We start from the raw sequence: 26,110 nt of genomic DNA, 5'->3' as shown, positions 1-26,110 counted from the left end.
AGCTCACTCCCCGATCCGGCCCTGGTCGGTGAGACCGTTACGCCGGATCACCTCCTGGTACCACCGTGCGCTGTCCTTGGGCACCCGGCGCTGCGTGGTGTAGTCCACGTGCACGATGCCGAACCGCTTGGCGTACCCCTCGGCCCATTCGAAATTGTCCATCAACGACCAGGCGAAGTATCCCCGAAGGTCAACGCCGTGGGAAATGGCATCGAGGCAGGCGCGCAGGTGCCCGTCGAAATACTCGATCCGGTTGGTGTCGTGGATCTGCCCGTCCTCGGCCGGGCCGTCCGGGTACGCGGCGCCGTTCTCGGTGATCATCATGGGTGTGCCGGGGTAGTCCCGGTGGATCCGGTCCAGTAGCCGGGTCAGCGCGGCCGGCTCGATCTGCCAGCCGATGTCGGTGATCGGGCCGACCGGCTTGCGGAAGGCGATGCCCTCGGTGCCGGGCGCGTCGGGCGAGGCCGGCTGGCCGGGCTTCGCCGAGACGTACGACGGGGTGTAGAAGTTGATCCCGAGCACGTCGATCGGCGCGTTGATGATCGCCTCGTCACCCTCGCGGATGAAGCTCAGGTCGGTGAAGCGGGCCATGTGCTCGCGCATGTCGTCCGGGTACCGCCCGCGCAGCAGCGGGTCGAGGAAGATCCGGTTGCTCAGGCCGTCCACGATCCGGGCCGCGTCGACGTCGCCCGGGTTGTTCTCGTCCAGCGGGAAGACGGCCGACGGGTTGAGGGTGATGCTGACGCTCTGCGCGCCGGCCTCCCGCAGCGCCCGCGCGGCCAGGCCGTGGCCGAGCAGCAGGTGGTGCACCGCCTTGAACGCCGACGCCGCGTCCCGGATCCCGGGGGCGTGCACGCCGCTGGCGTAGCCGAGGTAGGCCGAGCACCACGGCTCGTTCAGCGTGGTCCAGGTGCGGACCCGGTCGCCGAGCCGGGCGTGCATGATCTGGGCGTACTCGGCGAAGGCCTCGGCGGTGTCCCGGACGGTCCAGCCGCCCCGGTCCTGCAGGCTCTGCGGCAGGTCCCAGTGGTAGAGCGTGACCACCGGGTCGATGCCCTTGCCGATCAGCTCGTCGGTCAGCCGGTCGTAGAAGTCCAGGCCCCGGGTGTTGACCGGGCCGGTGCCGTCGGGCTGGATGCGCGGCCAGGCGATCGAGTACCGGTACGAGGCCAGGCCCAGGTCGGCCATCAGCGCGACGTCCTCGACGTACCGGTGGTAGTGGTCGCAGGCCACGTCCCCGGTGTGCCCGGCGTGCACCCGGCCGGGTTCGCGACTGAACGTGTCCCAGATGGACGGGCCGCGCCCGTCCTCGTTCACCGCGCCTTCGATCTGGTACGACGCCGTTGCGGCGCCCCAGACGAAGCCGTCCGGGAACCGTACCCCCGATGCCAGCGGATCGTCGCTCGATTCCACCGAGACGGTTGCCGTCATCCTTACACCGCTCCCTGCGTGATCCGCCGCTGCCGTGCCGGGCCGCGCCGACCGGTCTGATCAGCGGCGGGACTCTGACGGGCGACCGGAAGCGATCGCCCTTAACCGGTACAGCGTAGAGCCATTCACCTTTCCGGGAGACATCCGAAAGTTGCGGAGTCCCGTTCGGGGGACGAGATGCTCAACCGGCCTGCAACGCGCTGAACAGGCGCCGATCACCGGTGATGACCAGATTGTCCGGATCAATGCGGCCCATGAGGGCCAGCAGAAGGTCGCTGGCCGTGCCGCTGGCCTCGGCCCGCGCGTGGTGGTCGTCGCTGTCGAGGATGGTGCCGGTGTCGAGCAGCGCGATGCCCGCGCCGCGGAGCCGGACGAACCACTCGTAGCTGGCGTCGGTGGCCACCAGGTGCACGACGCCGTGCAGATCGGTGGGGCCCTTGCGGCGGCCCGCGGGCAGCCAGGTGTCGAGCACCTCATTGACCCCGTCGGCGGCGAGCTTGGTCTCGATCGGGGTGGCCCGGCCGGCCGCGGACTCGGCGTCCCAGCGGTGCACGGAGACCTCGTGGGCGATCCGGCGCTGCCAGAAGCCGGCCTTGCGGGCCTGGGCCGGCCAGGTCCAGCTGGGGAAGTCCGGGTCGAGCGCGTCGAGCGTCTCGATCGTGCCGGTCAGCTCCCGGCGCAGGCCGTCGAGCGCCTCCGGCCACGGGGACCGCGGCTCGGGGACGACCCGGTCGGCGGGCCGGTCCACCACGCCGCGCGGCGTCAGCTCCCGCACCCAGTGCAGCAGCACGGTGAGGTGCTCGGTGAGATCAGCGACCGTCCAGCCGGGACACGAGGGCACGACGGCGTCGGGACCCGTCTCGGTGACGGCGTCCTGGAAAGCCGGCCCGTCCGCGCGCAGGGCGGCGAGCCAGAAGTCCTTCGTCGCGTGCAGCCTGTTCATCAGCCTTCTCCCGCTCGAGGAGGTCCACCGGTTCGCACCCCGGGCCCGCGGCCTAGGGTGAACGTCGTGCCTGACGTTAGCGCTGACCACCCAACCGACGCATCCGCTGCGCATGCCAGTTCGCTGGGGGCGTACACGACGCTACGCCTCGGCGGTCCGGCAAGCACGTTGACCGTGGTGTCCGATCCGGACGAAGCGGTCTCAACCGTACGGGGTGCTGCCCGAAAGGGGCAACCGGTGCTGGTCCTCGCGGGCGGGAGCAACGTCGTCATCGGGGACGACGGGTTCCCCGGGACGGTGCTGCTGCTGCGCACCCGGGGCGTGCGGGTGATCGACCGGGACGCCCGCGGCGCGCTGGTCCGGGTGGCCGCCGGTGAGCCCTGGGACGAGCTCGTCGCGGACACCCTCGAACGGGGGATGTCCGGCCTGGAGGCGCTGTCCGGCATCCCGGGCTCGGCCGGCGCGACGCCGATCCAGAACGTGGGGGCGTACGGCCAGGAGGTCGCGCACACCATCGAAGCGGTGCACGTCTATGACCGGCACGAGGACGAGATGCGGGTGCTGTCGCTGCCGGAGTGCGGTTTCGCGTACAGGTCGAGCATTTTCAAGCACAGCGACCGCTGGCTGGTCCTCGACGTCGACTTCCGGCTCGCCGAGTCGGCGGAGTCGGCGCCGATCCGCTACGCCGAGCTCGCCCGGCACCTCGGGGTCGAGGTCGGTGAGCGGGTCAGTGCCGCGCGGGTCCGCGAGACCGTGCTGAAGCTGCGCGCGAGCAAGGGCATGGTGCTCGACCCGGAGGATCCGGACACCCGCTCGGTGGGTTCGTTCTTCACCAACCCGGTGCTGTCCGCCGAGGAGTGGGCCCGGGTGCAGGACCGGCTGGTCGACGCGGGCGAGCCGCCGAGCTGGCCGGCCCCGAACGGCACGGTCAAGGTGCCGGCGGCCTGGCTGATCGAGAAGGCCGGCTTCGCCAAGGGGTACGGCGGCAGCACGGTGGCCATCTCGTCGAAGCACACGCTGGCCCTGACCCACCGCGGCGGCGGCACCACGACGGCCCTGCTGGAGCTGGCCCGCGAGATCCGCGACGGGGTACGGGACCGGTTCGGTGTCGTCCTGCATCCCGAACCGGTCCTGATCAACTGCTCGCTCTGACGGCTCAGCGCCAGCCGAAGACCTGCGTCCAGTAGTAGGTGCCGTTCACGGCCTGCTGCACACCGGCGCCGAACGACTTCACGTCGCAGTTGAGGATGTTGCGGCGGTGCGGCGGGCTGGCCATCCAGGCGGCCATCACCTCGGCCGAGCTGGAGAAGCCGTAGGCCACGTTCTCCGCCGCCACGGCTTGGTAGCCGGCCGCCCGCGACCGGGTCAGGAAGGTCGAGCCGCGCCAGCCGAAGTGGCCGAAGTCGCCGGTGGCCGCCATGTAGTGGCTCTGCCGTACGGACGCGACGGTCAGTTCCTCGTCCACGGTGAGCGCCGGGCACCCGTACCGGGCCCGTTCCTCGTTGGTCAGCGTGACCACCTCGGCCCCGAGAACCTGCGAGGTCGTCGGGCCGGTCCGCGCCGGGCCGGTCGCGGGGACCGCGGCCTCGGCGTGCGCCGGCGCGACGGTCAGCCCGAGCAGCGCGATCGGCGCGGCCGCGACAAGGGCGAGACGACGTACGGATTCCAACAAGGTGCTGCCTCCCGGTCCACGGCCGGGCGCCTGTCGCCCGGCATCGTAATCGGACCGGCTTTTTGGGGTCGCGTCCCTTGTTTGACCGTTTCCGGGTGCGCGGTGCGAGGTCTGTGTCAGTCTGAGGGGATGGTCAGCGGAAGCCCGATCTCGGCACCGGCGCCCGTTTCGGGGGCGAAGGTCAGCCGGACCGAGCCACCGTGCCGGGCCGCGATGGCCTCCGCCAGCAGCATCCAGACGGCGGTACTGCGCCGCCGGTGCGGCGGTTCCGGAGTGGCCAGCATCCCGGCCATCAGATGCTCGTCGGTGAGCTGCTCCGCCTGCCGCGCGGTGACGTGCACGGTCCAGCCTTCGGCCCCGGCCTCCGCGTGCACTGTGGCCGACCGGTCCGCGGCCCCGCTGGCCACTGTGCCGACCACCGCATAGAACAGGTCCCGCAGCAGCGAGGCGTCCGCCGACAACGCCGGCCCGGTGCCCGCCCGCACCGTCGCCGCGGTGTACGGCTCCCGGGTGGCCAGCAGCTCGGCGGCCTCGCGGATCAGCGCGCCGGGGTCCACCGGGGCCGGCCGCAGTTCCAGGTCCCCGGTCTGCAGCCGGGTCACCAGCATCAGGTCCTCGACCAGGGTGAGCATCCGGTCGGTGTTGCGCCGTACGGCGGCCAGCGCCACCGAGCGTTCGGCCGGGGCCAGGTCGTCGGTGTCGAGGCTCTCGGTGAACGACGCGATGGTGGTCAGCGGCGTCCGCAGCTCGTGCGAGATGACGGTGAGGAAGCGGGGCTGGAGCGCGCCGCCCGACAGGGCCGGGGTCGCGGGAGCGGGAGCGGGGCTCATCGGTTGTCCACCGATCGGCCCCGGAAGCGGAAGCGCACGCTGAACTATAACTTTCCGTATATGAGCCGACACGTCACGCTATCGTGGTTTTGGACATTTCATCTTCGTCGCCCGCGGTCGCGGGGGACGCAAGCAAGACGCTGACCGATGTCGGGCATGTGCCGTGCCGGCCCGGGCAGCCGCGTCTGGCGACGCAGCGTTGGGGGGTCATGGTGGTGGGAGCATGAGCAGGCTGCTCGTGGTCGAGGACGACCCGGACATCGCGTTGGCCCTGCGGCTGCTGTTCAGCCGGGCCGGCTACGAGGTGGCGCACGCCGGTGACGGCCGTACCGGCCTGAAGGAGGCGTACGCCGAGCACCCCGACCTGGTCGTGCTCGACGTCGGCCTGCCGGAGATGGACGGCTGGCAGGTGCTCGAACGGCTGCGGGACGTCTCGGACGTCCCCGTGCTGGTGCTGACCGCCCACGGCCAGGAAGCCGAGAAGGTACGCGGGCTGCGCGGCGGCGCCGACGACTACCTCACCAAGCCGTTCGCCAACAACGAACTCCTCGCCCGGGTCGAGGCCCTGCTGCGCCGCTCGAACGGTGCGCAGAACAGCTGGGCCAGCCAGATCTACGACGACGGCCTGGTGCACCTGGACCCGACCAAACGCCGGGTCTACGTCAAGGGCGACGAGAAGCGCCTCACCCCGACCGAGTTCCGGCTGCTCAACGCCCTGGTCCGGCACGCGGGCGCGGTCCTGAGCCCGAACCAGCTGCTGACCCAGGCCTGGGACGACCCGACCGGCATCGGCCAGGAACGGGTCAAGTTCGCGGTCCTGCGGCTGCGCCGCAAGCTCGGCTGGACGGACCCCGAGGATTCCCCGATCGAATCCGTGCGCGGCTTCGGTTACCGCTATCGGCGGCCGGGGGGTGACAGCTGAGCGCCCAGCGGTAGCAGTCCGGGTGTCCTCAGGTGAGGACTCCGGAGGTCGATGAGCAGCATGGGAACCGAGCAGGAGGTAGTCCGTGGAAGACCTTGGCGAGATCGTCGGCGAATTCCTGATGGAGAGCCACGAGAACCTGGATCAGATCGACCGGGATCTCGTCGCCCTCGAACAGGAACCGGGATCGCGTGATCTGATCTCACGCATCTTCCGGGCCATCCACACGATCAAGGGAACGAGTGGATTCCTGGCCTTCAGCCGGCTCGAGACCCTCGCCCACGCCGGCGAGTCACTGCTCTCGCGGCTGCGGGACGGGGTCCAGCCGGTCACCCCGACCACGATCACGACCCTGCTGGCCACGATCGACGGGGTCCGGTCGTTGCTGGAGGCCATCGAGCAGGACGGCAACGAGGGTGACGTCGACGTCGACAGCATCATCACCGCCGTACACGCCCAGATGAACGCGCCCGAGGCCGCCGCACCGGCCGAGCCGGCCGCGGCCGCCGAGCCCGCCGAGGAGCCGGAGCCGCTGGAGGAGAAGCCCGTGCGGGTGGCGCCCGAGCCCGTGGAGGGGCAGCGGAAGCCGCTCGGCGAGATGCTCGTCGAGTCCGGTGCCGCGGCGCCCAGCGACGTCGGCTCCGCGCTGCAGCAGCAGCTCGAAGGGGACGAGCGCAAGCTCGGCGCCATCCTGCTGGAGGAAGGCAAGGCCCAGCCCGCCGCCGTCAACGAGGCGTTGCAGCAGCAGGCTCCCAAGCGCAGCGTCGCCGACAGCGCGATCCGGGTCGACGTGGACCTGCTGGACGGCCTGATGAACCTGGTCGGTGAGCTGGTGCTGGCCCGCAACCAGCTGGTCCGCGGCGTGATGGAGACCGGCGACTCCGGTCTGGTCCGCAGCGCCCAGCGGCTCGGGATGATCACCAGTGAGCTGCAAGAGGGCATCATGAAGACCCGGATGCAGCCCATCGAGCACATCTGGTCCAAGCTGCCCCGGGTCATCCGGGACCTCAGCCAGTCGCTCGGCAAGCAGGTCGAGCTGGTGATGGAGGGCAAGGAGACCGAGCTCGACCGCAGCCTGCTCGAAGCCGTCAAGGACCCGCTGACGCACCTGGTGCGCAACGCGGTGGACCACGGCATCGAGGAGGCCGACAAGCGGGTCGCCGCGGGCAAGCCCGCCGTGGGCACGCTGACGCTGCGGGCGTACCACGAGGGCGGGCACGTCGCCGTCGACGTGGCCGACGACGGCGCCGGCATGGACGTCGACCGGATCGCCGCCAAGGCCGTCGAGAAGGGCCTGCTGCGCGCCGAGCAGATCGCCACGATGGACAAGCGCGAGATCATGGCGATGGTCTTCCAGCCCGGCTTCTCCACCGCCGCCAAGGTGACCAACGTGTCCGGCCGCGGGGTCGGCATGGACGTCGTCAAGACCAACATCGAGCGGATCGGCGGCGCGGTCAGCGTCGACTCGACGCTGGGCGAGGGTACGGTCTGGCGCCTCACCATCCCGCTGACCCTGGCCATCATCCAGGCGCTGACCGTCGACTGTGGCGACCAGCGCTACGTGGTGCCCCAGGTGGCCGTGCTGGAGCTGGTCTTCATCGACGGCCAGTCCACGAAGATCGAGTACGCCTCCGGCGCGCCCGTCTACCGGCTGCGCGGCAAGCTGCTCCCGCTGGTCCGCCTGGACCGGGCGCTGGGCCTCGACGTCGGCGGCGACCAGGGTGTCTACATCATGGTGCTGCACGCCGACGGCCGCCGCTTCGGCCTGGTCGTGGACCGCGTCCTGAACACCGAGGAAGTGGTGGTCAAGGCGCTCAACAGCCGGTTCAAGGACATCGGCCTGTACGCCGGCGCCACCATCCTGGGCGACGGCAAGGTCGGCCTGATCCTCGACGTCTCCTCACTGGCCCGGCGCTCGCACCTGACCGCCGAGTCCGACCGGGAGAACCTGGTCGGCACCTCGCGGGCCAGCGGCGGACCCGCCAACGGCGAGCGCCTGCTGGTCACGGCGGTCGGAGAACGCCGGGTGGCGATCCCGCTGGACGCGGTCACCCGGCTCGAGGAGTTCCCCCGGGACCGCATCGAGCACGCCGGTTCCCGCGAGGTCGTGCAGTACCGGGGCCAGATCCTGCCGCTCGTGCGCCTGTCGCACCTGCTCGGGGCGTACAGCGAGGTGGAGGAGGGCGACACCGTGTCCGTGGTCGTCTACAGCGAGGGCGAGCGCAGCGTCGCCCTGGTCGTCGACCGGATCGTCGACATCGCCGAGAACTCCACGACGGCGCGCCGCGAGGCGGAGGAGGACGGCCTGGTCGGCACCGCGGTCATCCAGCAACGGGTGACCGAGCTGCTGGACGTGCGCCGGGCCATCCTGGCCGCCGATCCGAACTTCTACACCGAGGCGGCCGACGAGATGCTGGTGGAGGCCTGACATGGCGAGTCGTCAGTTCGCCACCTTCGAGGTGGCCGACCAGCTGTTCGGGGTCGAGGTGCACACCGTGCAGGAGGTGCTCTCCTACAACGAGTACACCCCCGTACCGCTGGCTCCGCCGGCCGTCGGCGGCCTGTTCAACCTGCGCGGCCAGGTGATCGCCGCGGTCGATCTGCGGGTGCAGCTGGGTCTGGCCCGCCAGGCCATGCAGGGTCCGGTGATGAACGTGATCCTGCGCGGCGACGGCGAGCCGGTGAGCCTGCTCGTGGACCGCATCGGCGAGGTCGTCGACCTCGACGACGAGGCCTTCGAGGGGCCGCCGGACACGCTCAGCGGTCCGACCCGGGAGCTGGTCACCGGCACCTTCAAGATGGACGGCCGGCTGATGCTGGCCCTGGACGTGAACCAGGCCGTCGACACCTATCGAGCCACCACCTGATGTACAGCCTCGTCAGCGCCCCCGTCCTCGGCTTCGACCTGACCCGCCTCGGTGGCGGGTCGGCGACCGCCGAGGTGCTGCTGCGCGCCCTGCGCCTCAGCGCCGGGGACCTGCCGGTGCTGGCCGAGCGGCTGCCCGACGAGGGTGTCCGCGGGCCGCTCTGGGTCGAGGTGGAGAGTGCGGCCCGTAAGATGCCGACGCTGAAGGGTCTCAAGGCCGACGACCCGGCCAGCTCGCTGGCGCTGGTCGAGCGGGCCCCGATCGGCTCGGTGGACTCGCTGCTCACCTGCCTGCGCTACGACGTGATGGCCTGGACCTGGCACGGCACCGGGCGCGACGCCAAGCAGAGCGAGGACGCCGCCTCGGCGACGGCCCTGCTCTGCGACGCGGCCGTGGCCAGCTATCTCCGTGAGGTGCTGGACGACTCGACCCGCCGGATGCTCGGTGCCGGCTGGGTGTCCGCGCTGCGCAAGCTGCCCGCGGGCAAGCCGATCGACCTGGGCCCGCACCACTACGCGGTGTCGGCCCTGCTGGACCGGCTGCGCTCGATCCGGGCCAACGACCTGGCCCGGTTGACGCAGTCCGCGGAGGACGCCCGGCGCAACGCCGGCGGGTGGTCCCCGGCGGTGCACTCGGCGTCCTGGGCGGCATACCTGTCCGACCGGGTCCGCACCGCCGCGGCCGCCCAGATGCTGCTCGTGCAGGCGATCGACACGGCGGCGATTCCGCTGGCCGATCGCGCGGGCGGGGTCTGGAACATGCTCAGCGGCGCGGTGCAGGCCCTCGTCGTCCGGGACCTGCTGGACACCGCCACGGCCCACCGGCTGCTCGCGCCGGTGGTCGCGGCGCTCGGCCCGGCGTGGCTCGGGTGAAGGGCGCGGTGACTTCATGATCAAGGTCCTGGTCGTCGACGACTCCGTGGTCGTCCGCCGGCTCATCGTCGACTCGCTGACCGGTGCGCCCGGCATCGAGGTGGTCGGCACCGCCGCCAACGGCCTGCTGGCCCAGGCGAAGATCGATCAGCTCAAGCCGGACGCGGTCACCATGGACATCGAGATGCCGCAGATGAACGGCATCGAAGCCGTGCGAGAGCTGCGCAAGCGGCACAAGCAGCTACCGGTGATCATGTTCAGCACGCTGTCGGCCGCCGGGGCGAGCGCGACGCTGGAGGCGCTGTCCGCCGGCGCCACCGACTACGTGACGAAGCCGAGCAACGTCGGGTCCATTGCGGAATCCATCGCGGCGGTGCGCGAGCAGCTCGTACCGAAGATCCACGCGCTGGCCGGCCGCCGCCCGCCGCCCGGCCCACCGGCCCGGCCCGGCCCGCCGCCGGGCCGGCCGGGACTGAACCCGCCGGCCGCCGGTCGTCCCGGCGGACCGGTGCCCGGGCGTCCCGGCCTCGCACCGCTGCGTCCCGGCGGGCCCGGGGCAGCCGGTGCGGCCCGGCCGGTACGCCGGGCGGGTGCACCCGGCCGCGTCGACATCCTGGCGATCGGCTCGTCGACGGGTGGCCCGGACGCGCTGACCAAGGTGCTGCAGGCGCTGCCCGCCGACCTGCCGGTGCCGATCGTGGTCACCCAGCACATGCCGCCGGTCTTCACCCGGATGTTCGCCGAGCGCCTCGACCGCAGCACCTCGCTGCGCGTCGTCGAGGCGGGCGACGGCATGGAGCTCGCACCCGGCACCGTCTACATCGCTCCCGGCGACAAGCACCTCGTGCTGCAACGCCGGAGCACCGCGACGCTGACCCAGCTCAGTGGCGCGCCGCCGGAGAACTCGTGCCGTCCGGCGGTCGATGTGATGTTCCGTTCGGTGGCCGCGCTCTTCGGAGCCTCGGCGTTCGCCACGGTGCTGACCGGCATGGGTTACGACGGACGGGGTGGTGCGAAGGTGCTGCGTGAGGCAGGTGCCGAAATCCTGGCGCAGGACGAGGCCAGTTCCGTGGTCTGGGGCATGCCCGGTGCGGTGGTCGGCGCGGGGCTGGCGGACGAGATCCTGCCGCTGGACCGGATCGCGGCCGCACTGATCCAGCGGCTCCAGACCGGTCGTGTCGCGCGCCCGACGGCGGTGACCCGATGACCCTTTCGGCAGCCGACTTCTCGTTCGTCTCGGCCCTGGTCCGCCGCGAGGCGGCCATCGTCCTCGCCCCGGGCAAGGAGTATCTGGTCGAGGCGCGGCTGATCCCGGTGGCCCGGCAGGTGGGCGCGGCCAGCGTGGCCGAGTTCCTGGCCAACCTGCAGCGCCGGCCGAACCCGGCCGACCAGCGCCGGATCATCGACGCGCTGACCACCAACGAGACGTCGTGGTTCCGGGACCGGGAGCCGTTCTCCGCGCTGACCGACGTGGTGCTGCCCGAGCTGGTCCGCACCCGGGGGACGAACCGCAAGCTGCGGCTGTGGTCGGCGGCCAGCTCCAGCGGTCAGGAGGCGTACAGCCTGGCGATCACGCTGCAGGAGAGCCTGCCGGCGGGGTGGTCGTACGAGATCATGGGCAGCGACATCTCCACCGAGATGATCAAGCGGGCCGAGACGGCCGAGTACAGCCAGGTCGAGGTCAACCGGGGGCTGCCCGCGACCCAGCTGGTCCAGTACTTCGAGCGGGCCGGCGCGCACTGGCGGGTCACCCCGGGGCTGCGACGCAACGTGTCGTTCAAGCTGATGAACCTCACCGCGCCGCTGCCGGCGTTGCCGCCGTTCGACGTGATCTTCCTGCGCAACGTGCTCATCTACTTCGACGTCGCGACGAAGAAATCGGTGCTGCGCAACGTCGCCCGGCTGCTGCGCCCCGACGGCTGGCTGTTCCTCGGAGCCGCCGAGACCACGATCGGCATCGACGACAACTACGAACGGGTGGCGGCCGGCCGGACCTCTGCCTACCGAGTGCGGAGCGCGGTGCCGGCCGGTACCGCGAGGAAGGGGTGAGCTGCGGTGCGTGCCATGGTGATCGACGATTCCCGGGCGATGCGGATGATTCTCAAGCGCATCGTCGCCAAGCTGAACTTCGAGGCGGTCGAGGCCGGTGACGGCCAGGAGGCCCTCGATCTGCTGGCCACGATGACCGAGGTGCCGGAGCTGGCCCTCATCGACTGGAACATGCCCAACATGAACGGGCTGGAGTTCGTGACGAAGGTGCGCGCCGAGCCCCGGTTGCGCGAGATGACGCTGGTCATGGTCACGACCGAGAGCGAGCAGAGTCAGATCGTCCGGGCCCTGGCCGCCGGCGCCCACGAATACGTGATCAAGCCCTTCACGGAGGGCGCGATGATCGAAAAGCTGGCCCTGCTGGGCCTTGTCCCGACCGGAGCGAACTCATGAGCGAACCCGTGGTGACTGAGGGAGACCTCGCCGAGATGGTGGAACAGGTGTGGGTCTCGTACTTGGATCCCGAGGGGGTGAGCCCCCTGGTGCCGCACGGTGACGTGAAGCAGGTGTCGGAAGTGCACTCGACGGTGTCGATCACCGGCTCCTGGCACGGTCACCTGGTCTATGCGTCCTCGCAGAACGCCGCCCGGAAGGCCGCTGCGGCCTTCCTCGCCATGGAGGCGGACGAGGTCGGCCAGGAGGACATCTCCGACGTGCTCGGTGAGCTGGCGAACATCGTCGGCGGCAACGTCAAGGCCATGCTGCCGGCCGGCTGCTTCCTGTCGCTGCCGACGGTGGTGCTGGCGCCCGACACGGCCTCGTACTACCCGGCAGCCGAACGGATCAGCGGCCTGTACGGCGTCTGGGACGGCGAGCCGGTTTCCATCTCGATGTGGCAGAGCGTGAAGCAGGAGGCAAGCGCATGAAGATCCTGATCGCGGACGACAGCCGGGTGATGCGCCAGATCGTCACCCGGACACTGCGGCAGGCCGGTTTCGGCGACCACGACCTGGTCGAGGCGGCGGACGGGCAGCAGGCCGCGGACATGGCGGTCGCCGAGAAGCCGGACCTGGTGATCTCGGACTGGAACATGCCGGAGATGACCGGCATCGAAGTGCTGCGCAAGCTGCGGGCGGCCGGCAACAACGTGAAGTTCGGCTTCGTGACCTCGGAGTGCACGCCGGAGATGCAGCAGGCGGCGGAGGCCGCCGGTTCGGCTTTCTTCATCGTCAAGCCGTTCACTGCAGAACGTTTTGACGAGGTCTTCTCTCCTATTTTGGGATGATATAGCTATGTCTGACACCTCGGTTATCCCCGTCGCCCTCACCGTCCGCAATCTCTTCGAGGACCTGCTCGGTCGTGATGTCAACGTCTCGCCGGGCGACCCCATGACGGCCGCCGACCTGCCCACCGCCGTGATCGCCGTCTACGCCGACACGTCGCAGCAGCTCTACGCGGTCCTGGGCATGCAACTGGCGCTGGCGGCCAACGCGGGCGCCGCGCTGGGCCTGCTCCCGGCCGGCGCCGCGGAAGACAGCATCGAGGAGAAGCAGCTCTTCCCGAACCTGGCCGAGAACGTCTTCGAGCTGTGCAACGTGCTGACCAGCCTGCTCAACCGCGAGGGCGCCCCGCACGTGAAGCTGTACCAGGTGATCTATCCGGGCATGGACATCCCGAACGATGCCCGCGCTCACCTGCTGGCCCTGGGCAAGCGCCTGGACCTGACGGTCGAGGTGGCCCGCTACGGCAAGGGAAAGCTGTCGCTCTCCGTCGTGTAGGCAACGGCGCGGGGATCCACTTGCCCGGAATTCGCGAGCAGATCCCCGCGCCGGCAACGGTCAGTCCCTGACCACGACGGCGGCCGAGCTGTCACGGCTGGCCGGCGTCGACCCGGCCGTTCGTCTCGTGCGGCTCTGATGCGATCCGCTGCGTGAGCGTCATCCCCGGCACGTACGCCAGGCCCCGGCCGGGGCGCAGCCGGCTCGCGGCCCGGCTCAGACCGCGCCGGGCCGGAACCAGTCGCTGCGGGGCCGCGGTCCAGCCGTAGCGCAGCAGCTCGGCCGGAGCCGGCCGGACCGTGCCGGACAACTCGTATCCACTGGCCACCAGCCGCGAACCCAGCGCCGCCTCGCACAGGGCGATCTCCTCCGGGTCGAGCCGGGTCTGCCAGCTCTGCACCCGCTGGGTGGTCACCGGCGCGTGGGTCAGCGCGTGCCAGGTCTTGAACGAGGGCACCGCCACCTGTGCCACCGCGGACGGCTCGGCCATCGCCGGGTGGTACTCCTCGCCCAGGTACGCGCACATGGCGGCGAGCCGTCCGTGCGGATCGGCCACCAGGTCCTCGTAGCGCACCTCGTGCCACTGCCGCGGTCCCAGGCGCCGGGCGGCCCGGCGGGCATCGTCGACAGCCCGCGCCCACGCCGCGACCGTCGCGTAGATGTCCTTGCGGTGCCAGGACATCTCCTTGAGCGAGGCCACGCAGTCCCGGCCGTCGCGGACGATGTTGATGAACTGCGCGTCCGGGAAGAGCCGCAGCAGGATGTCGATGTTGTGCAGGTAGGCCGGTCGCTTGTCGCCCCAGCGGGGTTTGCCGAAGCGGGCCGCGTACTGCTGGAAGACCGTGCCCAGCGCTGAGCCGAGGGTGCCCGGCCCGGCGGTGATCCGCTCGACCACGTCCTCGACGTCGAGGCCGAGGTCGCAGAAGCGGGTCTCCTGGTGGTCGACGATCCGGCGGGCCAGGGCGCGCCGGTTGGCCGGCACCGAGAGGTCGCCGAAGTCGCGGCGTTCGCGGTACACGTTCAGCACGAACCGGGTCTCGGGCGGGATCGCGATGCGGGGATGGGCGTGCAGCATGAGCTGCAGCATCGTGGTGCCCGAGCGCGGGCAGCCGACGACGATGACCGGGCGGTCAGCGGGCACAGTTCACCTCCGGTGGGCAGTCGAGCACCGGAAGTAACATATGCCAGCAAAAAGGAATTATTAACGAACTGTCAAGGCGTGTCGTGAATGCCCGTAGACCCTGACGAATCGGGCACTCCCGGCGTCGGCGTCGTGGGGGTGCCCGGTTCCTCCGTCCTGCCGTACCCGGCGGTGACGAAACGCAGGCCGGCGAGCAGGACCGCGGCGATCGGCACGGCGATGAGGAAGCGGATCAGCACCTGGCTGATGTCGACCTCGTCGGTGAGATAGCGGTACAGCGCCGGTGCGCTCATCAGCAGCGCGAACAGCAGGACGGAGGGACGGATCACGGACTACCTGCCCCGTGCGGGCCGCCGCGGGAGAGCGGCCATCGGCACCACGTCCGCGGCGATCCGGGCGCACAGCATCGCGGCCCAGGCGTGCGGGGTGGCGGGCTTGCCGTCCAGCGAGACGATCGGCAGATCCAGGCCCAGCACGGTGGCCGGGTCCGAGGTGATGTCGACGCTGTGCACCACCAGCGCCTCCACCTCACCGAGCGTCCGCAGGTGCCGGGCCGTGTCGGCTGTCTTGCGGGTCGCGTCCACGACCGCCCACACCGCCGTGGCCCCCAGCGCGTCGCACATGTCGCTGACCCAGATCGGGTCCGTGCCACCGACCGGTGCGTCGACCACCACGATCCAGGCGTGGTCGGCATTCTGCAGCCGCTCCGCCTTGCCCGCGGCGACCGGCGGGTCACCGAGCACCCGCGAGGAGTGCATGCCGGTGCCGGCCGCGGTGGGCCCGCCCAGCATCAGGTGCGCCTGGTCGATCCCGGCCTGCTCGCAGAGCTTGCGGCCGATCGGCAGGGCGTGGTCCAGATCCCCGCAGAGCACCAGGATCTCGCCGGGTGCGTCCGGCACGGGCGGTGCACCGGGCCGCGACGCCAGCACGCTGAGCACCCCGGCATACGTGTCACCGCCGATGATCTGCGCGGCCATCTCCTCCGGCATGCCGACCTTCATCAGGTTCAGCTGGACCGGATCGCCCTGGAACTGTCGCAGCACGGCCGGCGGCTGAGCCGTCGTCGTCGCGTGCACAGTGGGCGCCGGTGCGGCCGCGGGCACCCCCAGCCCGAGCCCGGCCAGCGTCTCGGCCAGCCCGTTGCCGGCCGGCGCCGGCGAGGTCGGCACCAGCCCGTACGCCGCGGCGGCGGTGCGCGGCGGTGCCGGGTTCTGCGCGGCCCGGTTGGCGGCGGCGTTCGTGGGGAAGGCCGGCGCGTCGTTCACCCCGAGACCGCCCATGAGCTCCGCCAGCGACGGTACGGGCGGCAGCGGCCGGGTGCTGCTGGAGCCACCACCGTTGACCGGCGAGCCAGTGGCCTGGGCCGGGCGGAACGGTCGTACCGTCGGGCTTTCCGGCCGGTCCTCGTCGGTGACCTTGGGCCGTGGCCCCGGCCGGCCCCACGGGCTGGTGTCGGCCTTGTCCAGGCCGGCCATCAGCTCCGCGAAGGCGGCGCCCGGATCGGAGGCGGCCCGTCCGGCCGCGCCCGGCTGCCCGGCACCCAGCTGGCCGGCCCCCGGTCCGGACCGGCCCACCGCGGCTTCGGCGTCACCCATCCCCGCGTCCCGGCCGGTCAGCCGGTCCGCGGTGGCCGGGCCACCGTCCGGCGCGATCCGGTCCCGGGACTCGGCGCGGGCCAGCAACTGTTCCAGCGTCTGTGGCGGCTCCTCGGCCGCCGGTGGCCGGCGTGGTACGTCACGTTCGTCGGCGTCCGGAACTTCGACCGACAGCTCGTAGTGCTGCTTGGCGAAGAAACCGCCGAAGCCACCGCTACGGACCTTGTCGGCCGAGATGATCCGGACCGATGAGCCGTACTCGTCGCGCACCTGCGCCAGCAACGGCTCGATGGCCGGCCCCTCAAGCAGCACCCGCGTAGGCACCGTTCACCACCCCCATGGTCTCGATCTGTGCGGTGGAACCAGAGATCTCGGAATAGGACAGCACCTGCACCCGGCGGGAACCCGCGCGCAGGAGACGCATCAGTGGCAGCCGTAGCTGCGGTGAGCAGGCCAGCACCGGAGTGATGCCCTGCTGTTCGGCCGCCTCGACCAGCCGGCCCGCCTCGGTGACCATGGCCTCGGCCCGCATGCCGTCGATCGCCATGAAGGCACCGGTCTCGCTCGGGCGCAGCGACTCGAGCAGGTTCTGCTCGAGCATCGGGTCCAGCGTGATGACGCTGAGCCGGCCGCCGGCCGCGTACTGGGCGGCGATGGCGGGGCCCAACGCGGCGCGGGCCGACTCGACCAGGCCGTCGTGGTCGACGGAGACCTTGGCGCGCAGCGACAGCGACTCGAAGATCCGGACCAGGTCGCGGATCGGCACACCCTCGTCGAGCAGCGCTTGCAGCACCCGCTGGATCTGGCCCAGGCTGAGCAGCGAGGGCGTCAGCTCCTCGACCACCACGGGGTGGGTGCGCTTGACCATCTCGGTCAGCGACCGCACGTCCTCGCGGCCGAGCAGGCGGCTGGCGTTCTGCCGGACGATCTCGGCCAGGTGGGTGATGATCACGGACGCCCGGTCCACGACCGTCGCGCCGGAGAGCTCCGCCTGGTAGTGCAGCTCGGCCGGGACCCATTTGCCGGCCAGCCCGAAGACCGGCTCGACGCCGGCCCGGCCGGGCAGCGCCTGCAGGCCGTCGCCGATCGCCAGCACGGTGCCGGGCGGGGCCTGGCCGGTGCCGGCGTCGACCCCGCTGATCCGGATCGCGTACGAGGAGAGCGGCAGGTCCAGGTCATCGCGGGTACGCACGGGCGGCATCACCATGCCCAGCTCGAGGGCCATCTTGCGGCGCAGGGCCCGGACCCGGTCCAGCAGGTCGCCGCCGTTGGTGTCGACCAGGTCGACCAGGTCGGGCGAGAGGGCCAGCTCCAGCGGGTCGACCCGCATCTCCCCGAGCAGCTGCTCGGGGGAGTCCGGCGCGGGGCGTTCGAGCTCGGCCGCGGGGGTGCCGGCGGCCTCCGGCACCGGATCCTTGATCCGCTGGGCGATCAGCATCACCGTGCCGCCGATCAGCAGGAACGGGATCTTGGGCAGGCCCGGGATCACGCACAGCCCGAGGGCGGCGCCGCCGGCGATGCGCAGGGCCAGCTTGTTCTGGCTGAGCTGGGCGGTGACGCTGCTGCCCATGTCGCCGGTGGTGGCCGAGCGGGTGGTGATCAGACCGGTGGCCACCGAGAGCAGCAGGGCGGGGATCTGCGAGACCAGGCCGTCGCCGACGGTCAGCAGGCTGTAGTGGTTCATCGCCTCGCCGGGCGACATGCCCTCCTGGAGCATGCCGATGGCGAAGCCGCCGACCAGGTTGATGACGGTGATGATGATGGCGGCGATGGCGTCGCCCTTGACGAACTTCGAGCCACCGTCCATCGCGCCGTAGAAGTCGGCCTCGGCGGCGACGTCGGCGCGGCGTTGTTTCGCCTCGGCTTCGTCGATCAGGCCGGCGTTGAGGTCGGCGTCGATGGCCATCTGCTTGCCCGGCATCGCGTCGAGGGTGAAGCGGGCTCCGACCTCGGCGACGCGCTCGGCACCCTTGGTGACCACCACGATCTGCACGATGATCAGGATCATGAAGATCACCAGGCCGATGACCAGGGAGCCACCGACCACGAAGCTGCCGAACGCGTGGATGACCTTGCCGGCGTCGCCGTCGCGCAGGACCAGCCGGGTGGCGCTGATGTTGAGCGCCAGCCGGAAGAGGGTGGCGACCAGCAGCAGGGCCGGGAAGACGGAGAAGTCGAGCGGGCGCTGGACGAACATGGCAATCAACAGGATCAGCAGGGCGCCGGTGATGTTGAGGGCGATGAGCAGGTCGAGCAGGAAGGTCGGCAGCGGCACGACCATCATGACGATGATGCCGATGACCCCGACGGGTACGGCGAACTTACCGAGGTTGCGGTTCTTCACAGCACCCCCTCCACTTGCTGATACTCCCGCAGCGAGGCGCGCGATGTGAGTAAATCTCCCAGATTGTGGCTATGGTCCTATGCGGCCGCCGGGGTCGGGTTCGGGTTGCGATGGACCCCGGCCGCCGATCCCTTGGCCTTCAGGCTCATCACGAACGCCAGTACCTTGGCCACCGTGCCGTAGAACTCGGCCGGGATCTCCATGCCCACCTCCACGCTCTGCTCCAGCGCGCGGGCCAGCGGCACGTCCTGCACCATCGGGATGCGGTGCTCGGTGGCGAGCTCACGGATCTTCTGGGCGGTGTTGCCCTGGCCCTTGGCGATCACCCGCGGGGCACCGCGCTCCGGTTCGTACCGCAGGGCCACGGCGACGTGGGTCGGGTTGACCAGCACCACGTCGGCGGTCGGCACGTCGGCCATCTGCCGGTTGCGGGCCATGGCCATCTGTTTGGCCCGGATCTGGCCTTTGACGTGCGGATCGCCCTCGGTGTTCTTGTGCTCCTGTTTGACCTCCTCCTTGCTCATCCGCAGCTGCTTGTTGGTGCGCTTGCGCACCACGAAGTAGTCGGCGGCGGCCATCACGATGCCGGCGACCGCCGCCGCCCGGATCAGCGACAGCACGGCGTCGTTGATGACGCCGAGCAGCGAACCGATCTGCAACTGACCCGCGGTCATCAGCAGCGGCACGATGTCCTTCATCGTCATGTACAGCACGCCGCCCAGCACCCCGGTCTTGACCAGCGCCTTCGTGCCCTCCCAGAGCGACTGCATGCCGAACATCTTCTTGAGGCCGGGCAGCGGGTTGAGCCGGTTGAACTTCGGGATGAACAGCTTGGTGGCGACCCGGATGCCACCCTGGGCGCCGGCCGCCGCGACGCCCACCGCCATCATCGTCAGCGCCAGCGGCAGCACGGCCCAGGCGGCGCTCATCATGCCGTCCTTCAGGATGCCCATCGCCACCTGCGGATCGGGGTCCGCGATGACGTCCGGGACCTTGGCCATCAGCTCCCGCGAGTGCTCCATCGTCGAGCTCAGCGTGCGCGGCAGCACGATGCTGGCGGCCAGCATGCCGACCCAGGCGCCGATGTCCTGGCTGCGCCCGATCTGACCTTCCGCCTTGGCCTTCTTGAGTTTCTGGGCGGTGGGCTGTTCGGTCTTCTCGCCGGCCACGGGTCACCCCCCGCTCAACCGGACGACCGCGGTGACAGCCTTGTCGATCAGGGTGTCGAGGGCCCGCGGCAGGACCGCGATGGCGGTCCCGGACAGGGTCAGCAGCAGGAAGATCTTCGCCGGGAAGCCCAGCTGGAACGCGTTCAGCGCCGGTGCCACCCGGTTGAGCAGGCCGAACGCGACGTCGGTGAGGAAGAGCACGGCGATCAGCGGACCGGCGATCTGCACCGCGGCCACCACCATCTCGCCGATCCCGCTGGTGAGCAGCCGGCTCAACGTCTCCAGCGAGAAACTGGCGTCCAGCGGCAGCGTCTTGTACGACTGCAGGAACCCCCGCAACACCAGCTGGTGCCCGTCGCTGGCGAACAGCAGCGTCGCCGCCACCAGGTTGTAGAAGCGCCCGAAGACCGAGCTCTGGTTCTGCGACAACGGGTCGTAGGCGGACGCGAGGGTGAAGCCGCCGAAGACGTCCAGCAGGTCACCGGCCGCCTGCACCGCGGCGAAGAAGAGGTACGTGATGAACCCCAGCGCCGCGCCCACGAAGACCTGCAGCACCGAGCTGGCGATGATCGCCGAGGTCTGGATGGTGGGCACCGAGGTGGTCAGGTAGGGCGCCATCGGCAACGCCAGCCCGATCGAGAGCAGGACCTTGACCTGCCCGGGGATGAGCCGGGAGTTGAACGGCGGGCAGAGCATCAGCCACGCGCCGGCCCGGGCCGCGCCGAGCATGATCGCGACCAGTTCCGAGATCGGCAGATCCCAGTTCATTGGTACGACCCCACGAGCGCCGTGATGATCAGCCCCCAGCCGTTCACCAGCACGAAGAGCAGAAGCTTGAACGGCATGGCCACGGTCACCGGGGGCAGCATCATCATGCCCAGCGACATCAGCGACGCGGAGACGACCATGTCGATGATGAGGAACGGGATGAAGATGACGAAGCCGATGATGAAGGCCGCGCGCAGCTCGGACAGCACGAACGCCGGGATCAGCGTGGTGAGCTCCACGTCAGCCGGGGTCGCGGGCTTCTTCTGCCCCGACACCTTGACCAGCAGGGCCAGCTCGTCCTCGCGGGTGCTCTTGAGCATGAACTCGCGCAGCGGCTGCACCCCGTCGGAGAACGCCTGCGACTGGGTCTTGTCGCCGGCCAGGTAGGGCTGCACGCCCACCTCGTTCACCTGCGACACCACCGGGCTCATGATGAACAGGCTGATGAACAGGGCCAGCCCGGCGAGCACCTGGTTGGGCGGCAGGCTGGTCAGTCCCAGCGCGTTACGGGTGATCCCGAGGACCATGAACACCTTGGTGAAGCAGGTGCACAGCAGCAGCGCGGCCGGGGCGACCGAGAGCAGGGTCAGGCCCAGCACGATCACCAGCGAGGAGGCCGGTTTGCTGCCGTCGGGATTCGTACCGTTGATGTTGAAGTTGATGCTGCCACCGCTCGAGCTCACCGTGGGCGCGACCGGGGCCGTCGGGCCCGGCGCGCGCGGCAGCTCGTAGCCGACCGTGACGGCGGCGGGCGCGGGCATCGGCTGCGGCGGCGCGGCCTGCGCCGCGGCCGCCGGCACCAGCGCGCCGAGCGCGAAGAGCAGGATCAGCAGGGTACGACGCCACATGTCAGCGCCTCGTCGTCCGGTCACGCAGGAAGTCCAGGGTCGAGCTCCACGTCCGCGGGGACAGCAGCGAGCCGTCCAGCTTGCCGCCGTGATGCGGCAGCACGGTCGGGTGCACCGCCGGGAGCACGCCGTCGGCCTCGACCACCGGCCCGGGCCGGACGTGCGGTTCGTGGCCGAACGCGTCCAGGTCGGTTTCGCCCAGCAGACTGACCTGGGTGTCGGTGACGCCGAGGATGAGGGCCCGGTCGGCCACCTGGACCACCGCCACCGACGAGCCGCGGCTCAGCGACTGCCGGTTGAGCACCGACAGGCTGCCGGACCCCCGCCGGCCCACGCCCCCGCGCCGCGCCACCCTGGCCAGTCCCCACATCAGGCCGAAGACGACCAGCAGCGAGAAGCCGATCCGCAGCACGAGCTCGAACAAGGGTTACTCCCGTTCGCTGCCGGGAGCGACGATCTCGGTGATCCGGATGCCGAAGTTCTCGTCGATGACGACCACCTCGCCGCGGGCGATCAACCGGCCGTTGACCAGCAGGTCGGCCGGACTGCCGGCGGCCCGGTCGAGCTCCACGATCGCGCCCGGGATCAGCGACAGCAGCTCCCGCACGCTCATCCGGGTGCGGCCCAGCTCGGCCGAGACCTCCATCTCGACGTCGTGCAGCATGTCCAGCCCGCCCCGCATGGGCGCGGCGCCACCCTCGCCCCGGCGGGCCACACCACCGGGCGCTCCGTCGGACGGCCACGGCGTCAGCGTCATGGCGATGACCGCCCGGATGTCGCCCCCGTCCAGCAGCGGCACGGCCACGGCGTCGTTCTTCGCGGCGATCGCGCTCAGCGCCACGCCCGACTCCATGAGCTGGCCCGGGTCGAGCACCACGGGGCCGAACGCGCGGGCCGCGGCCTCCAGCGCGGGCCGGACCGCCGCGGTCAGGTCCAGCTCACCGAGCGGGCTCTCCTTCAGCGCGTCGGCCAGGTCCTGGCCGACCACGACGACGACCTCACCGGTCGCCGCGCCGCTGAACCGGGCGGTGACGGCCTGCCCGGTGGTCAGCATGTCGGCGCTCGCGCTCACCGGCGCGCCGACCAGCAGCTCGCGGCTCGTCGGGAGCACGGCCAGGGCCGCCTCGGCAGCGCTGCGGACCAGCGCGAGCTGGGGATCGGTGATCGTGGGCGCGGTCATCGGCGCTCCTCCTTGGGTGACGGCACGACGAGGCAGGCGAGCCGGGCACCCTGGTTACCGGGAACTGCGTGTGCGAAAACGGTCTCGTTGACGGTGACCTCGAGCGGCACGCTGGTCGGGTGGGCCAGCGGCACGACATCACCGGGTCGTAGATCCACAATGTCATCGGTACGCATGCGGATGGGCTGGAATCGGACAGCTACGTCAATCGGCGCCGCGGAAAGTCCGGCTGTGAGGTTGCGCAGCGAGGTGTCGCGTACCATCCGCTCGGCCGCGGTCAGCTCGATGGTCTCCTGCTTCTCCAGCACCGGCAGGATGGTGCTGAACGGCAGGCAGATGCTGGCCACGCACTCCTCGGTGCCGATCTTGACCTCGAACGAGGCGATCACCACGGCGTCGCCCGGCTGGTGCGCGCGCAGGAACTGGGCGTTGTACTCGATCTCCTTGAGCTTCGGGGAGATGTCGACCAGTTGCTCGAAGCCGTACCGCAGCTCGCCGAGCATCCGTTCCATCAGACCGCGCAGCAGGGGCATCTCGACCTCGGTCAGCGGCCGCTCCGGCTGGGCCCCGCCAGGGCCACCCAACATGTGGTCGATAGCGGTCATCGCGGCGGAGGAGGCGAGTTCCAGCAGCACCGTGCCGGACAGCGGTTCGATGGAGACGACCGCGATCACGGTGGGGTTGGCCAGCGAGGAGATGTACTCGTCGTAGTTCAGCTGCTCGATGGAGACCAGGGACACGCTGCTGACCACACGCAGCCGGGTGGTGAACAGCGTTCCGCAGCTGCGCGCGTACGTCTCGAAGGCGATCTGCAGGGTCCGGATGTGCTCACGGGACAGCTTGATCGGCTTGCGGAAGTCGTACGTGGTGGGGCCGGCGTTGCCGCGCCGGGCCATCTTGCCGGGGGATCGGGTCGGAGACGTGGTCACGTCGTCCTGATCGGCCGGGTTGCGGAACCGCTGAGCCGCCGGGCGTGCTTTGTCCCCGGCTACGCGAAATGGGCAGGTCCGCGGGGAGCGGACCTGCCCATCGCGGCGGTCACTGGGTGACGAAGGAGGTGAAGTAGATGCCCATCACCAGGTGCTTGTCCTCGACGTTGTACGCCTTCTCGATCTTGGAGAGCAGCTCTTCCTTGGCCTTGAGCCGACCCTTCTCGGTCTCCAGCTCGGCCAGCTCCATGCCGGTGTACTCGTCGATCGCGATGTCGCGGGCCTCCGCGAGGTCGATCTCCTCCTCGCCGGCCTCCTCGGTCATCTGCAGGGCGAAGCCGAGCTTGAGGTAGTGCGCGTCGGCCAGGTTGATCGTCATCGTGTCCTCGATCGCGACGACCGCGCCCTTCACCGGCTCCGGCTCGGCGGCCTCGGCCGCGTCGCCCTTGAGGAAGAAGAACCAGCCGCCGGCGCCGCCGCCGCCGAGCAGCACCACGGCGAGGATGATGATGATCATCAGCTTCTTCTTGGACTTCTTCGGCGCTTCCGCCGTAGCTTCCTTGTCGTCCTTGCTCATCGGAACTCCTCCTGTCGTGGTCAGTCGTGCGGGGTGGTGGACTCGGTGGTTGATTCGGTCGTGCCGGCGGTCGCTTTAGCCTCCGCGGCGGCCTGCTTGGTGGTAGTTCCGGTGTGCAGCTTCGCGTCGTCGCCCGCGGCCGCCGGCAGCAGCGCCGCCTGCTCGGCGTTGAGCTGGGTGAGCACGACGACGTCCACCCGGCGGTTCATGGTGACCGCCCGCGGGTCCTTGGGGTCGATCAGCGGCTTGGTGTCGGAGAAGCCCACCGCGCTCATCCGGTCCTTGGGCAGGCCGTGCCCGATCAGGTACCGGACAGTGGTGGACGCCCGGGCCGCGGAGAGCTCCCAGCCGCTGGGGTAGTACGAGGTGGTCGCCTTGAGCTGGTTGGTGTTGCCGTCGACCTCGATGTTGTTCGGCAGCTTGGCCAGGGTGGGCGCGATGGCGTCGAGGATCTTGCGCCCGCCGGTCCGCAGCTCGGCCCGGTTGCCGGCGAAGACGACCTCGTTGGTGACCACGGTGACCACCAGGCCGCGCTCGTTGATGGTGAACTTGACCTGGTTGAGCAGCTTGGCCGCCTCGAGCGCGTCGGCGATCTTCCGTTCGATCTCCTTGAGGTTCTCGGCCTCCTTGGTGGCCGCCTTCGCGTTGGCCGAGGCCTCCTTGCGGCTCGCGGCGAGCAGAGCCCGCTGCACCGCTTCCTTCTGCTCCTTGGTCATGCCCTCGGTGCCGCTACCGCCGTCGCCCGGGTTGGTGCCCGGGTCGATCGGGACGACGTTGGTGCTCTGCCCGGCGCCCTCCAGGTTCGAGACGTTGCCGGTCATCGCGACGCTGGAGGCACCGAAGCCCTCGGAGAGGCCGGCCGCCAGCTCGGCGAACTTCTTCTTGTCGACGTTGCTCATGCTGAACAGCACCACGAACAGGACGAACAGCAGCGTGAGCATGTCGGCGTACGACACGAGCCAGCGCTCGTGGTTGACGTGCTCCTCGTGCTCCTCGTGGCCGCCCTTCTTCCGGCGCCCCCCGCCGCCCGAGCTCATCCTGTGCCCACCTTTCGCATGCCCTCGTGGCCCTCGCCGTCACTGTCGCGGCGGACGCCTTCCCGGCGTGGCTCGGTGCAGTCGGTCATGCCTAGGCCGCCTTCTTGGTGGACGCGGCCTCGGCCGCCTTGGCGGCGTCCGGCGGCAGCAGGCTGCGCAGCTTCTGGGCGACCAGACGCGGGTTGGAGCCGGCCTGGATCGCGAGCACACCGTCGATGACCAGTTCCATCTCCTCGGCCTCGATGCCGGAGAGCCGGCTCAGGCGGGCCGCGACGGGCAGGAAGATCAGGTTCGCGGACAGCACGCCCCAGAGCGTCGCGACGAACGCCGCGGCGATGGAGTGGCCGAGCGTCTCCGGCTTGTCGAGGTTCTCGAGCACGTGCACCAGGCCCATGACCGTGCCGATGATGCCGACGGTCGGGGCGTAGCCACCCATGTTCTCGAAGATCTTCATGCCGGCCTTGTCGGCCTTCTTCTTGGCGCCGACCTCGGCGTGCAGGATGTCGTGCAGCTCCTCGGGGTCCGTACCGTCGATGGCCAGCTGCAGCCCACGCTTCAGGAACGGGTGCTCGACGGTCTTGACCGCGTCCTCGAGGGCCAGCAGGCCCTCACGGCGGGCCCGCTCGGCCAGCTTGACGATGTCGTCGACCAGCTTGTTCGGCGGCGTCACCTTGGCCAGGAAGGCCTTCTGCAGCAGCTTGCCGGCGCCGAGAGCGTCCTTGAGCACGCCACCGGCCATGCCGGCGCAGAACGCGCCGCCGAAGACCAGCAGCATGGACGGGATCAGGATGATGGAGGCCGGGCTACCGCCCTCCAGGATCTGCACGGTGAAGACGATGGCCAGTGCGATGACTACACCAAGGATGGTGGCGAGGTCCATCAGCGGTCCTTCCGGTGCAGCTGCAGCACGTTCGTCGCAGCGGTCTCGTCGTCGTGGTCAGCGGGCGCGGGCTCGGCCAGCAGGGCCGGCTCGGACTCGATGCGACTCGCCTGGGCGATCAGCGAGGCGCGGTAGTGGCGCACCGAGTCGATGAACTCGGGCACCGATTCGGCAATGACGTACTTGGTGCCGTCCACCAGCGTGATGACCGTGTCGGGTGTGCAGTCGGCACGCTCGACCAGGTCGGGGTTGAGGGCGAACACGGCTCCGTTGAGGCGGGTTACGAGAATCACGACATCCGTCCTTGGGGCGTCTCTTTGGCTGGTGGGCCGTCCATG

The 26,110-nt window shown here is 70.4% G+C and carries 29 protein-coding genes; 11 read left to right on the top strand and 18 right to left on the bottom strand.

Annotated features, from left to right (window positions below):
* Positions 1-3 precede the first annotated feature (3 nt).
* Positions 4-1,431: a GH1 family beta-glucosidase gene (locus ACWEOZ_RS27160; protein ID WP_360545810.1), complete on the bottom strand. Its 1,428-nt coding sequence runs from the start codon at positions 1,429-1,431 to the stop codon at positions 4-6.
* Between the two features lie 181 nt (positions 1,432-1,612).
* The gene (locus tag ACWEOZ_RS27155; protein WP_451913492.1) at positions 1,613-2,374 is read right to left on the bottom strand and encodes a maleylpyruvate isomerase family mycothiol-dependent enzyme; all 762 of its coding nucleotides are present in this window, start codon (positions 2,372-2,374) and stop codon (positions 1,613-1,615) included.
* Positions 2,375-2,431: 57 nt separating this feature from the next.
* Between ACWEOZ_RS27155 and ACWEOZ_RS27150 the strand changes: the two genes are divergently transcribed.
* On the top strand, positions 2,432-3,526 hold the full coding sequence (locus tag ACWEOZ_RS27150; protein ID WP_451913491.1) for a UDP-N-acetylmuramate dehydrogenase: 1,095 nt from the start codon (positions 2,432-2,434) through the stop codon (positions 3,524-3,526).
* Between the two features lie 4 nt (positions 3,527-3,530).
* Here ACWEOZ_RS27150 and ACWEOZ_RS27145 read toward each other — a convergent pair whose 3' ends face one another.
* Together ACWEOZ_RS27145 and ACWEOZ_RS27140 are read right to left on the bottom strand one after the other, a co-directional pair.
* Positions 3,531-4,043: a CAP domain-containing protein gene (locus ACWEOZ_RS27145; RefSeq protein ID WP_451913490.1), complete on the bottom strand. Its 513-nt coding sequence runs from the start codon at positions 4,041-4,043 to the stop codon at positions 3,531-3,533.
* Between the two features lie 119 nt (positions 4,044-4,162).
* The gene (locus tag ACWEOZ_RS27140; protein ID WP_451913489.1) at positions 4,163-4,876 is read right to left on the bottom strand and encodes a sensor histidine kinase; all 714 of its coding nucleotides are present in this window, start codon (positions 4,874-4,876) and stop codon (positions 4,163-4,165) included.
* 223 nt (positions 4,877-5,099) lie between these two features.
* Here ACWEOZ_RS27140 and ACWEOZ_RS27135 point away from each other — a divergent pair, with 223 nt between their 5' ends.
* The 10 genes from ACWEOZ_RS27135 (at position 5,100) to ACWEOZ_RS27090 (ending at position 13,304) form a co-directional block, all read left to right on the top strand.
* Positions 5,100-5,798, top strand: coding sequence for a response regulator transcription factor (locus tag ACWEOZ_RS27135; RefSeq protein ID WP_360545800.1), 699 nt, complete (start codon positions 5,100-5,102; stop codon positions 5,796-5,798).
* 85 nt (positions 5,799-5,883) lie between these two features.
* Positions 5,884-8,226 (top strand): chemotaxis protein CheW, encoded by a 2,343-nt coding sequence (locus tag ACWEOZ_RS27130; RefSeq protein WP_451913488.1) that lies wholly within the window; start codon positions 5,884-5,886, stop codon positions 8,224-8,226.
* Between the two features lies 1 nt (position 8,227).
* Positions 8,228-8,665: a chemotaxis protein CheW gene (locus ACWEOZ_RS27125; protein ID WP_451913487.1), complete on the top strand. Its 438-nt coding sequence runs from the start codon at positions 8,228-8,230 to the stop codon at positions 8,663-8,665.
* Positions 8,665-9,537 carry a hypothetical protein gene (locus ACWEOZ_RS27120; RefSeq protein WP_451913486.1) on the top strand — a complete coding sequence of 291 codons (873 nt, stop codon included), beginning with the start codon at positions 8,665-8,667 and terminating at the stop codon, positions 9,535-9,537. Before ACWEOZ_RS27125 ends, ACWEOZ_RS27120 begins: the two co-directional genes overlap by 1 nt.
* 16 nt (positions 9,538-9,553) lie before the next feature.
* Positions 9,554-10,744: a protein-glutamate methylesterase/protein-glutamine glutaminase gene (locus tag ACWEOZ_RS27115; RefSeq protein ID WP_451913485.1), complete on the top strand. Its 1,191-nt coding sequence runs from the start codon at positions 9,554-9,556 to the stop codon at positions 10,742-10,744.
* Positions 10,741-11,586 carry a CheR family methyltransferase gene (locus ACWEOZ_RS27110; protein WP_451913484.1) on the top strand — a complete coding sequence of 282 codons (846 nt, stop codon included), beginning with the start codon at positions 10,741-10,743 and terminating at the stop codon, positions 11,584-11,586. Before ACWEOZ_RS27115 ends, ACWEOZ_RS27110 begins: the two co-directional genes overlap by 4 nt.
* A 15-nt stretch (positions 11,587-11,601) precedes the next feature.
* Complete coding sequence (locus ACWEOZ_RS27105; RefSeq protein ID WP_246595167.1) at positions 11,602-11,979, top strand: response regulator; 378 nt, start codon at positions 11,602-11,604, stop codon at positions 11,977-11,979.
* Positions 11,976-12,452: a chemotaxis protein CheX gene (locus ACWEOZ_RS27100; protein ID WP_451913483.1), complete on the top strand. Its 477-nt coding sequence runs from the start codon at positions 11,976-11,978 to the stop codon at positions 12,450-12,452. Before ACWEOZ_RS27105 ends, ACWEOZ_RS27100 begins: the two co-directional genes overlap by 4 nt.
* On the top strand, positions 12,449-12,811 hold the full coding sequence (locus ACWEOZ_RS27095; RefSeq protein WP_451913482.1) for a response regulator: 363 nt from the start codon (positions 12,449-12,451) through the stop codon (positions 12,809-12,811). Before ACWEOZ_RS27100 ends, ACWEOZ_RS27095 begins: the two co-directional genes overlap by 4 nt.
* 7 nt (positions 12,812-12,818) lie before the next feature.
* Positions 12,819-13,304 carry a hypothetical protein gene (locus ACWEOZ_RS27090; protein WP_360545785.1) on the top strand — a complete coding sequence of 162 codons (486 nt, stop codon included), beginning with the start codon at positions 12,819-12,821 and terminating at the stop codon, positions 13,302-13,304.
* A gap of 91 nt (positions 13,305-13,395) precedes the next feature.
* Here ACWEOZ_RS27090 and ACWEOZ_RS27085 read toward each other — a convergent pair whose 3' ends face one another.
* The 14 genes from ACWEOZ_RS27085 to ACWEOZ_RS27020 all read right to left on the bottom strand — a co-directional run bounded on the left by ACWEOZ_RS27085 (position 13,396) and on the right by ACWEOZ_RS27020 (position 26,065).
* Positions 13,396-14,445 (bottom strand): sulfotransferase family protein, encoded by a 1,050-nt coding sequence (locus ACWEOZ_RS27085; protein WP_451913481.1) that lies wholly within the window; start codon positions 14,443-14,445, stop codon positions 13,396-13,398.
* A 71-nt stretch (positions 14,446-14,516) separates the two neighbouring features.
* On the bottom strand, positions 14,517-14,774 hold the full coding sequence (locus ACWEOZ_RS27080; RefSeq protein WP_451913480.1) for a hypothetical protein: 258 nt from the start codon (positions 14,772-14,774) through the stop codon (positions 14,517-14,519).
* 3 nt (positions 14,775-14,777) lie between these two features.
* Complete coding sequence (locus tag ACWEOZ_RS27075; RefSeq protein WP_451913479.1) at positions 14,778-16,352, bottom strand: hypothetical protein; 1,575 nt, start codon at positions 16,350-16,352, stop codon at positions 14,778-14,780.
* Positions 16,342-18,384, bottom strand: a complete 2,043-nt coding sequence (flhA, locus tag ACWEOZ_RS27070) for a flagellar biosynthesis protein FlhA (protein WP_451913478.1) — start codon at positions 18,382-18,384, stop codon at positions 16,342-16,344. The genes ACWEOZ_RS27075 and flhA overlap by 11 nt, the downstream gene beginning before the upstream one ends.
* A gap of 77 nt (positions 18,385-18,461) precedes the next feature.
* The gene (locus tag ACWEOZ_RS27065; RefSeq protein WP_451913477.1) at positions 18,462-19,553 is read right to left on the bottom strand and encodes an EscU/YscU/HrcU family type III secretion system export apparatus switch protein; all 1,092 of its coding nucleotides are present in this window, start codon (positions 19,551-19,553) and stop codon (positions 18,462-18,464) included.
* 3 nt (positions 19,554-19,556) lie between these two features.
* Positions 19,557-20,321: a flagellar biosynthetic protein FliR gene (locus ACWEOZ_RS27060; RefSeq protein WP_360545771.1), complete on the bottom strand. Its 765-nt coding sequence runs from the start codon at positions 20,319-20,321 to the stop codon at positions 19,557-19,559.
* Entirely contained in the window at positions 20,318-21,169 is an 852-nt protein-coding gene (gene fliP, locus ACWEOZ_RS27055; RefSeq protein WP_451913476.1) for a flagellar type III secretion system pore protein FliP, read from the bottom strand. Before fliP ends, ACWEOZ_RS27060 begins: the two co-directional genes overlap by 4 nt.
* A 1-nt stretch (position 21,170) precedes the next feature.
* On the bottom strand, positions 21,171-21,593 hold the full coding sequence (gene fliO, locus ACWEOZ_RS27050) for a flagellar biosynthetic protein FliO (RefSeq protein WP_451913475.1): 423 nt from the start codon (positions 21,591-21,593) through the stop codon (positions 21,171-21,173).
* Positions 21,594-21,596: 3 nt separating this feature from the next.
* Positions 21,597-22,349 carry a flagellar motor switch protein FliN gene (gene fliN, locus ACWEOZ_RS27045; protein ID WP_451913474.1) on the bottom strand — a complete coding sequence of 251 codons (753 nt, stop codon included), beginning with the start codon at positions 22,347-22,349 and terminating at the stop codon, positions 21,597-21,599.
* Entirely contained in the window at positions 22,346-23,278 is a 933-nt protein-coding gene (locus tag ACWEOZ_RS27040) for a flagellar motor switch protein FliM (RefSeq protein ID WP_360545763.1), read from the bottom strand. The genes fliN and ACWEOZ_RS27040 overlap by 4 nt, the downstream gene beginning before the upstream one ends.
* A gap of 109 nt (positions 23,279-23,387) precedes the next feature.
* The gene (locus tag ACWEOZ_RS27035; protein WP_451913473.1) at positions 23,388-23,855 is read right to left on the bottom strand and encodes a flagellar basal body-associated FliL family protein; all 468 of its coding nucleotides are present in this window, start codon (positions 23,853-23,855) and stop codon (positions 23,388-23,390) included.
* 20 nt (positions 23,856-23,875) lie between these two features.
* Positions 23,876-24,892 (bottom strand): flagellar motor protein MotB, encoded by a 1,017-nt coding sequence (locus ACWEOZ_RS27030; RefSeq protein ID WP_451913472.1) that lies wholly within the window; start codon positions 24,890-24,892, stop codon positions 23,876-23,878.
* A gap of 91 nt (positions 24,893-24,983) precedes the next feature.
* Entirely contained in the window at positions 24,984-25,772 is a 789-nt protein-coding gene (locus ACWEOZ_RS27025) for a flagellar motor protein (protein WP_451913471.1), read from the bottom strand.
* Positions 25,772-26,065, bottom strand: a complete 294-nt coding sequence (locus ACWEOZ_RS27020; RefSeq protein ID WP_451913470.1) for a flagellar FlbD family protein — start codon at positions 26,063-26,065, stop codon at positions 25,772-25,774. Before ACWEOZ_RS27020 ends, ACWEOZ_RS27025 begins: the two co-directional genes overlap by 1 nt.
* Positions 26,066-26,110: the final 45 nt, after the last annotated feature.

Source organism: Actinoplanes sp. NPDC004185 (genome assembly GCF_053603475.1).
This window is presented reverse-complemented; position numbering and strand designations above follow the sequence as displayed.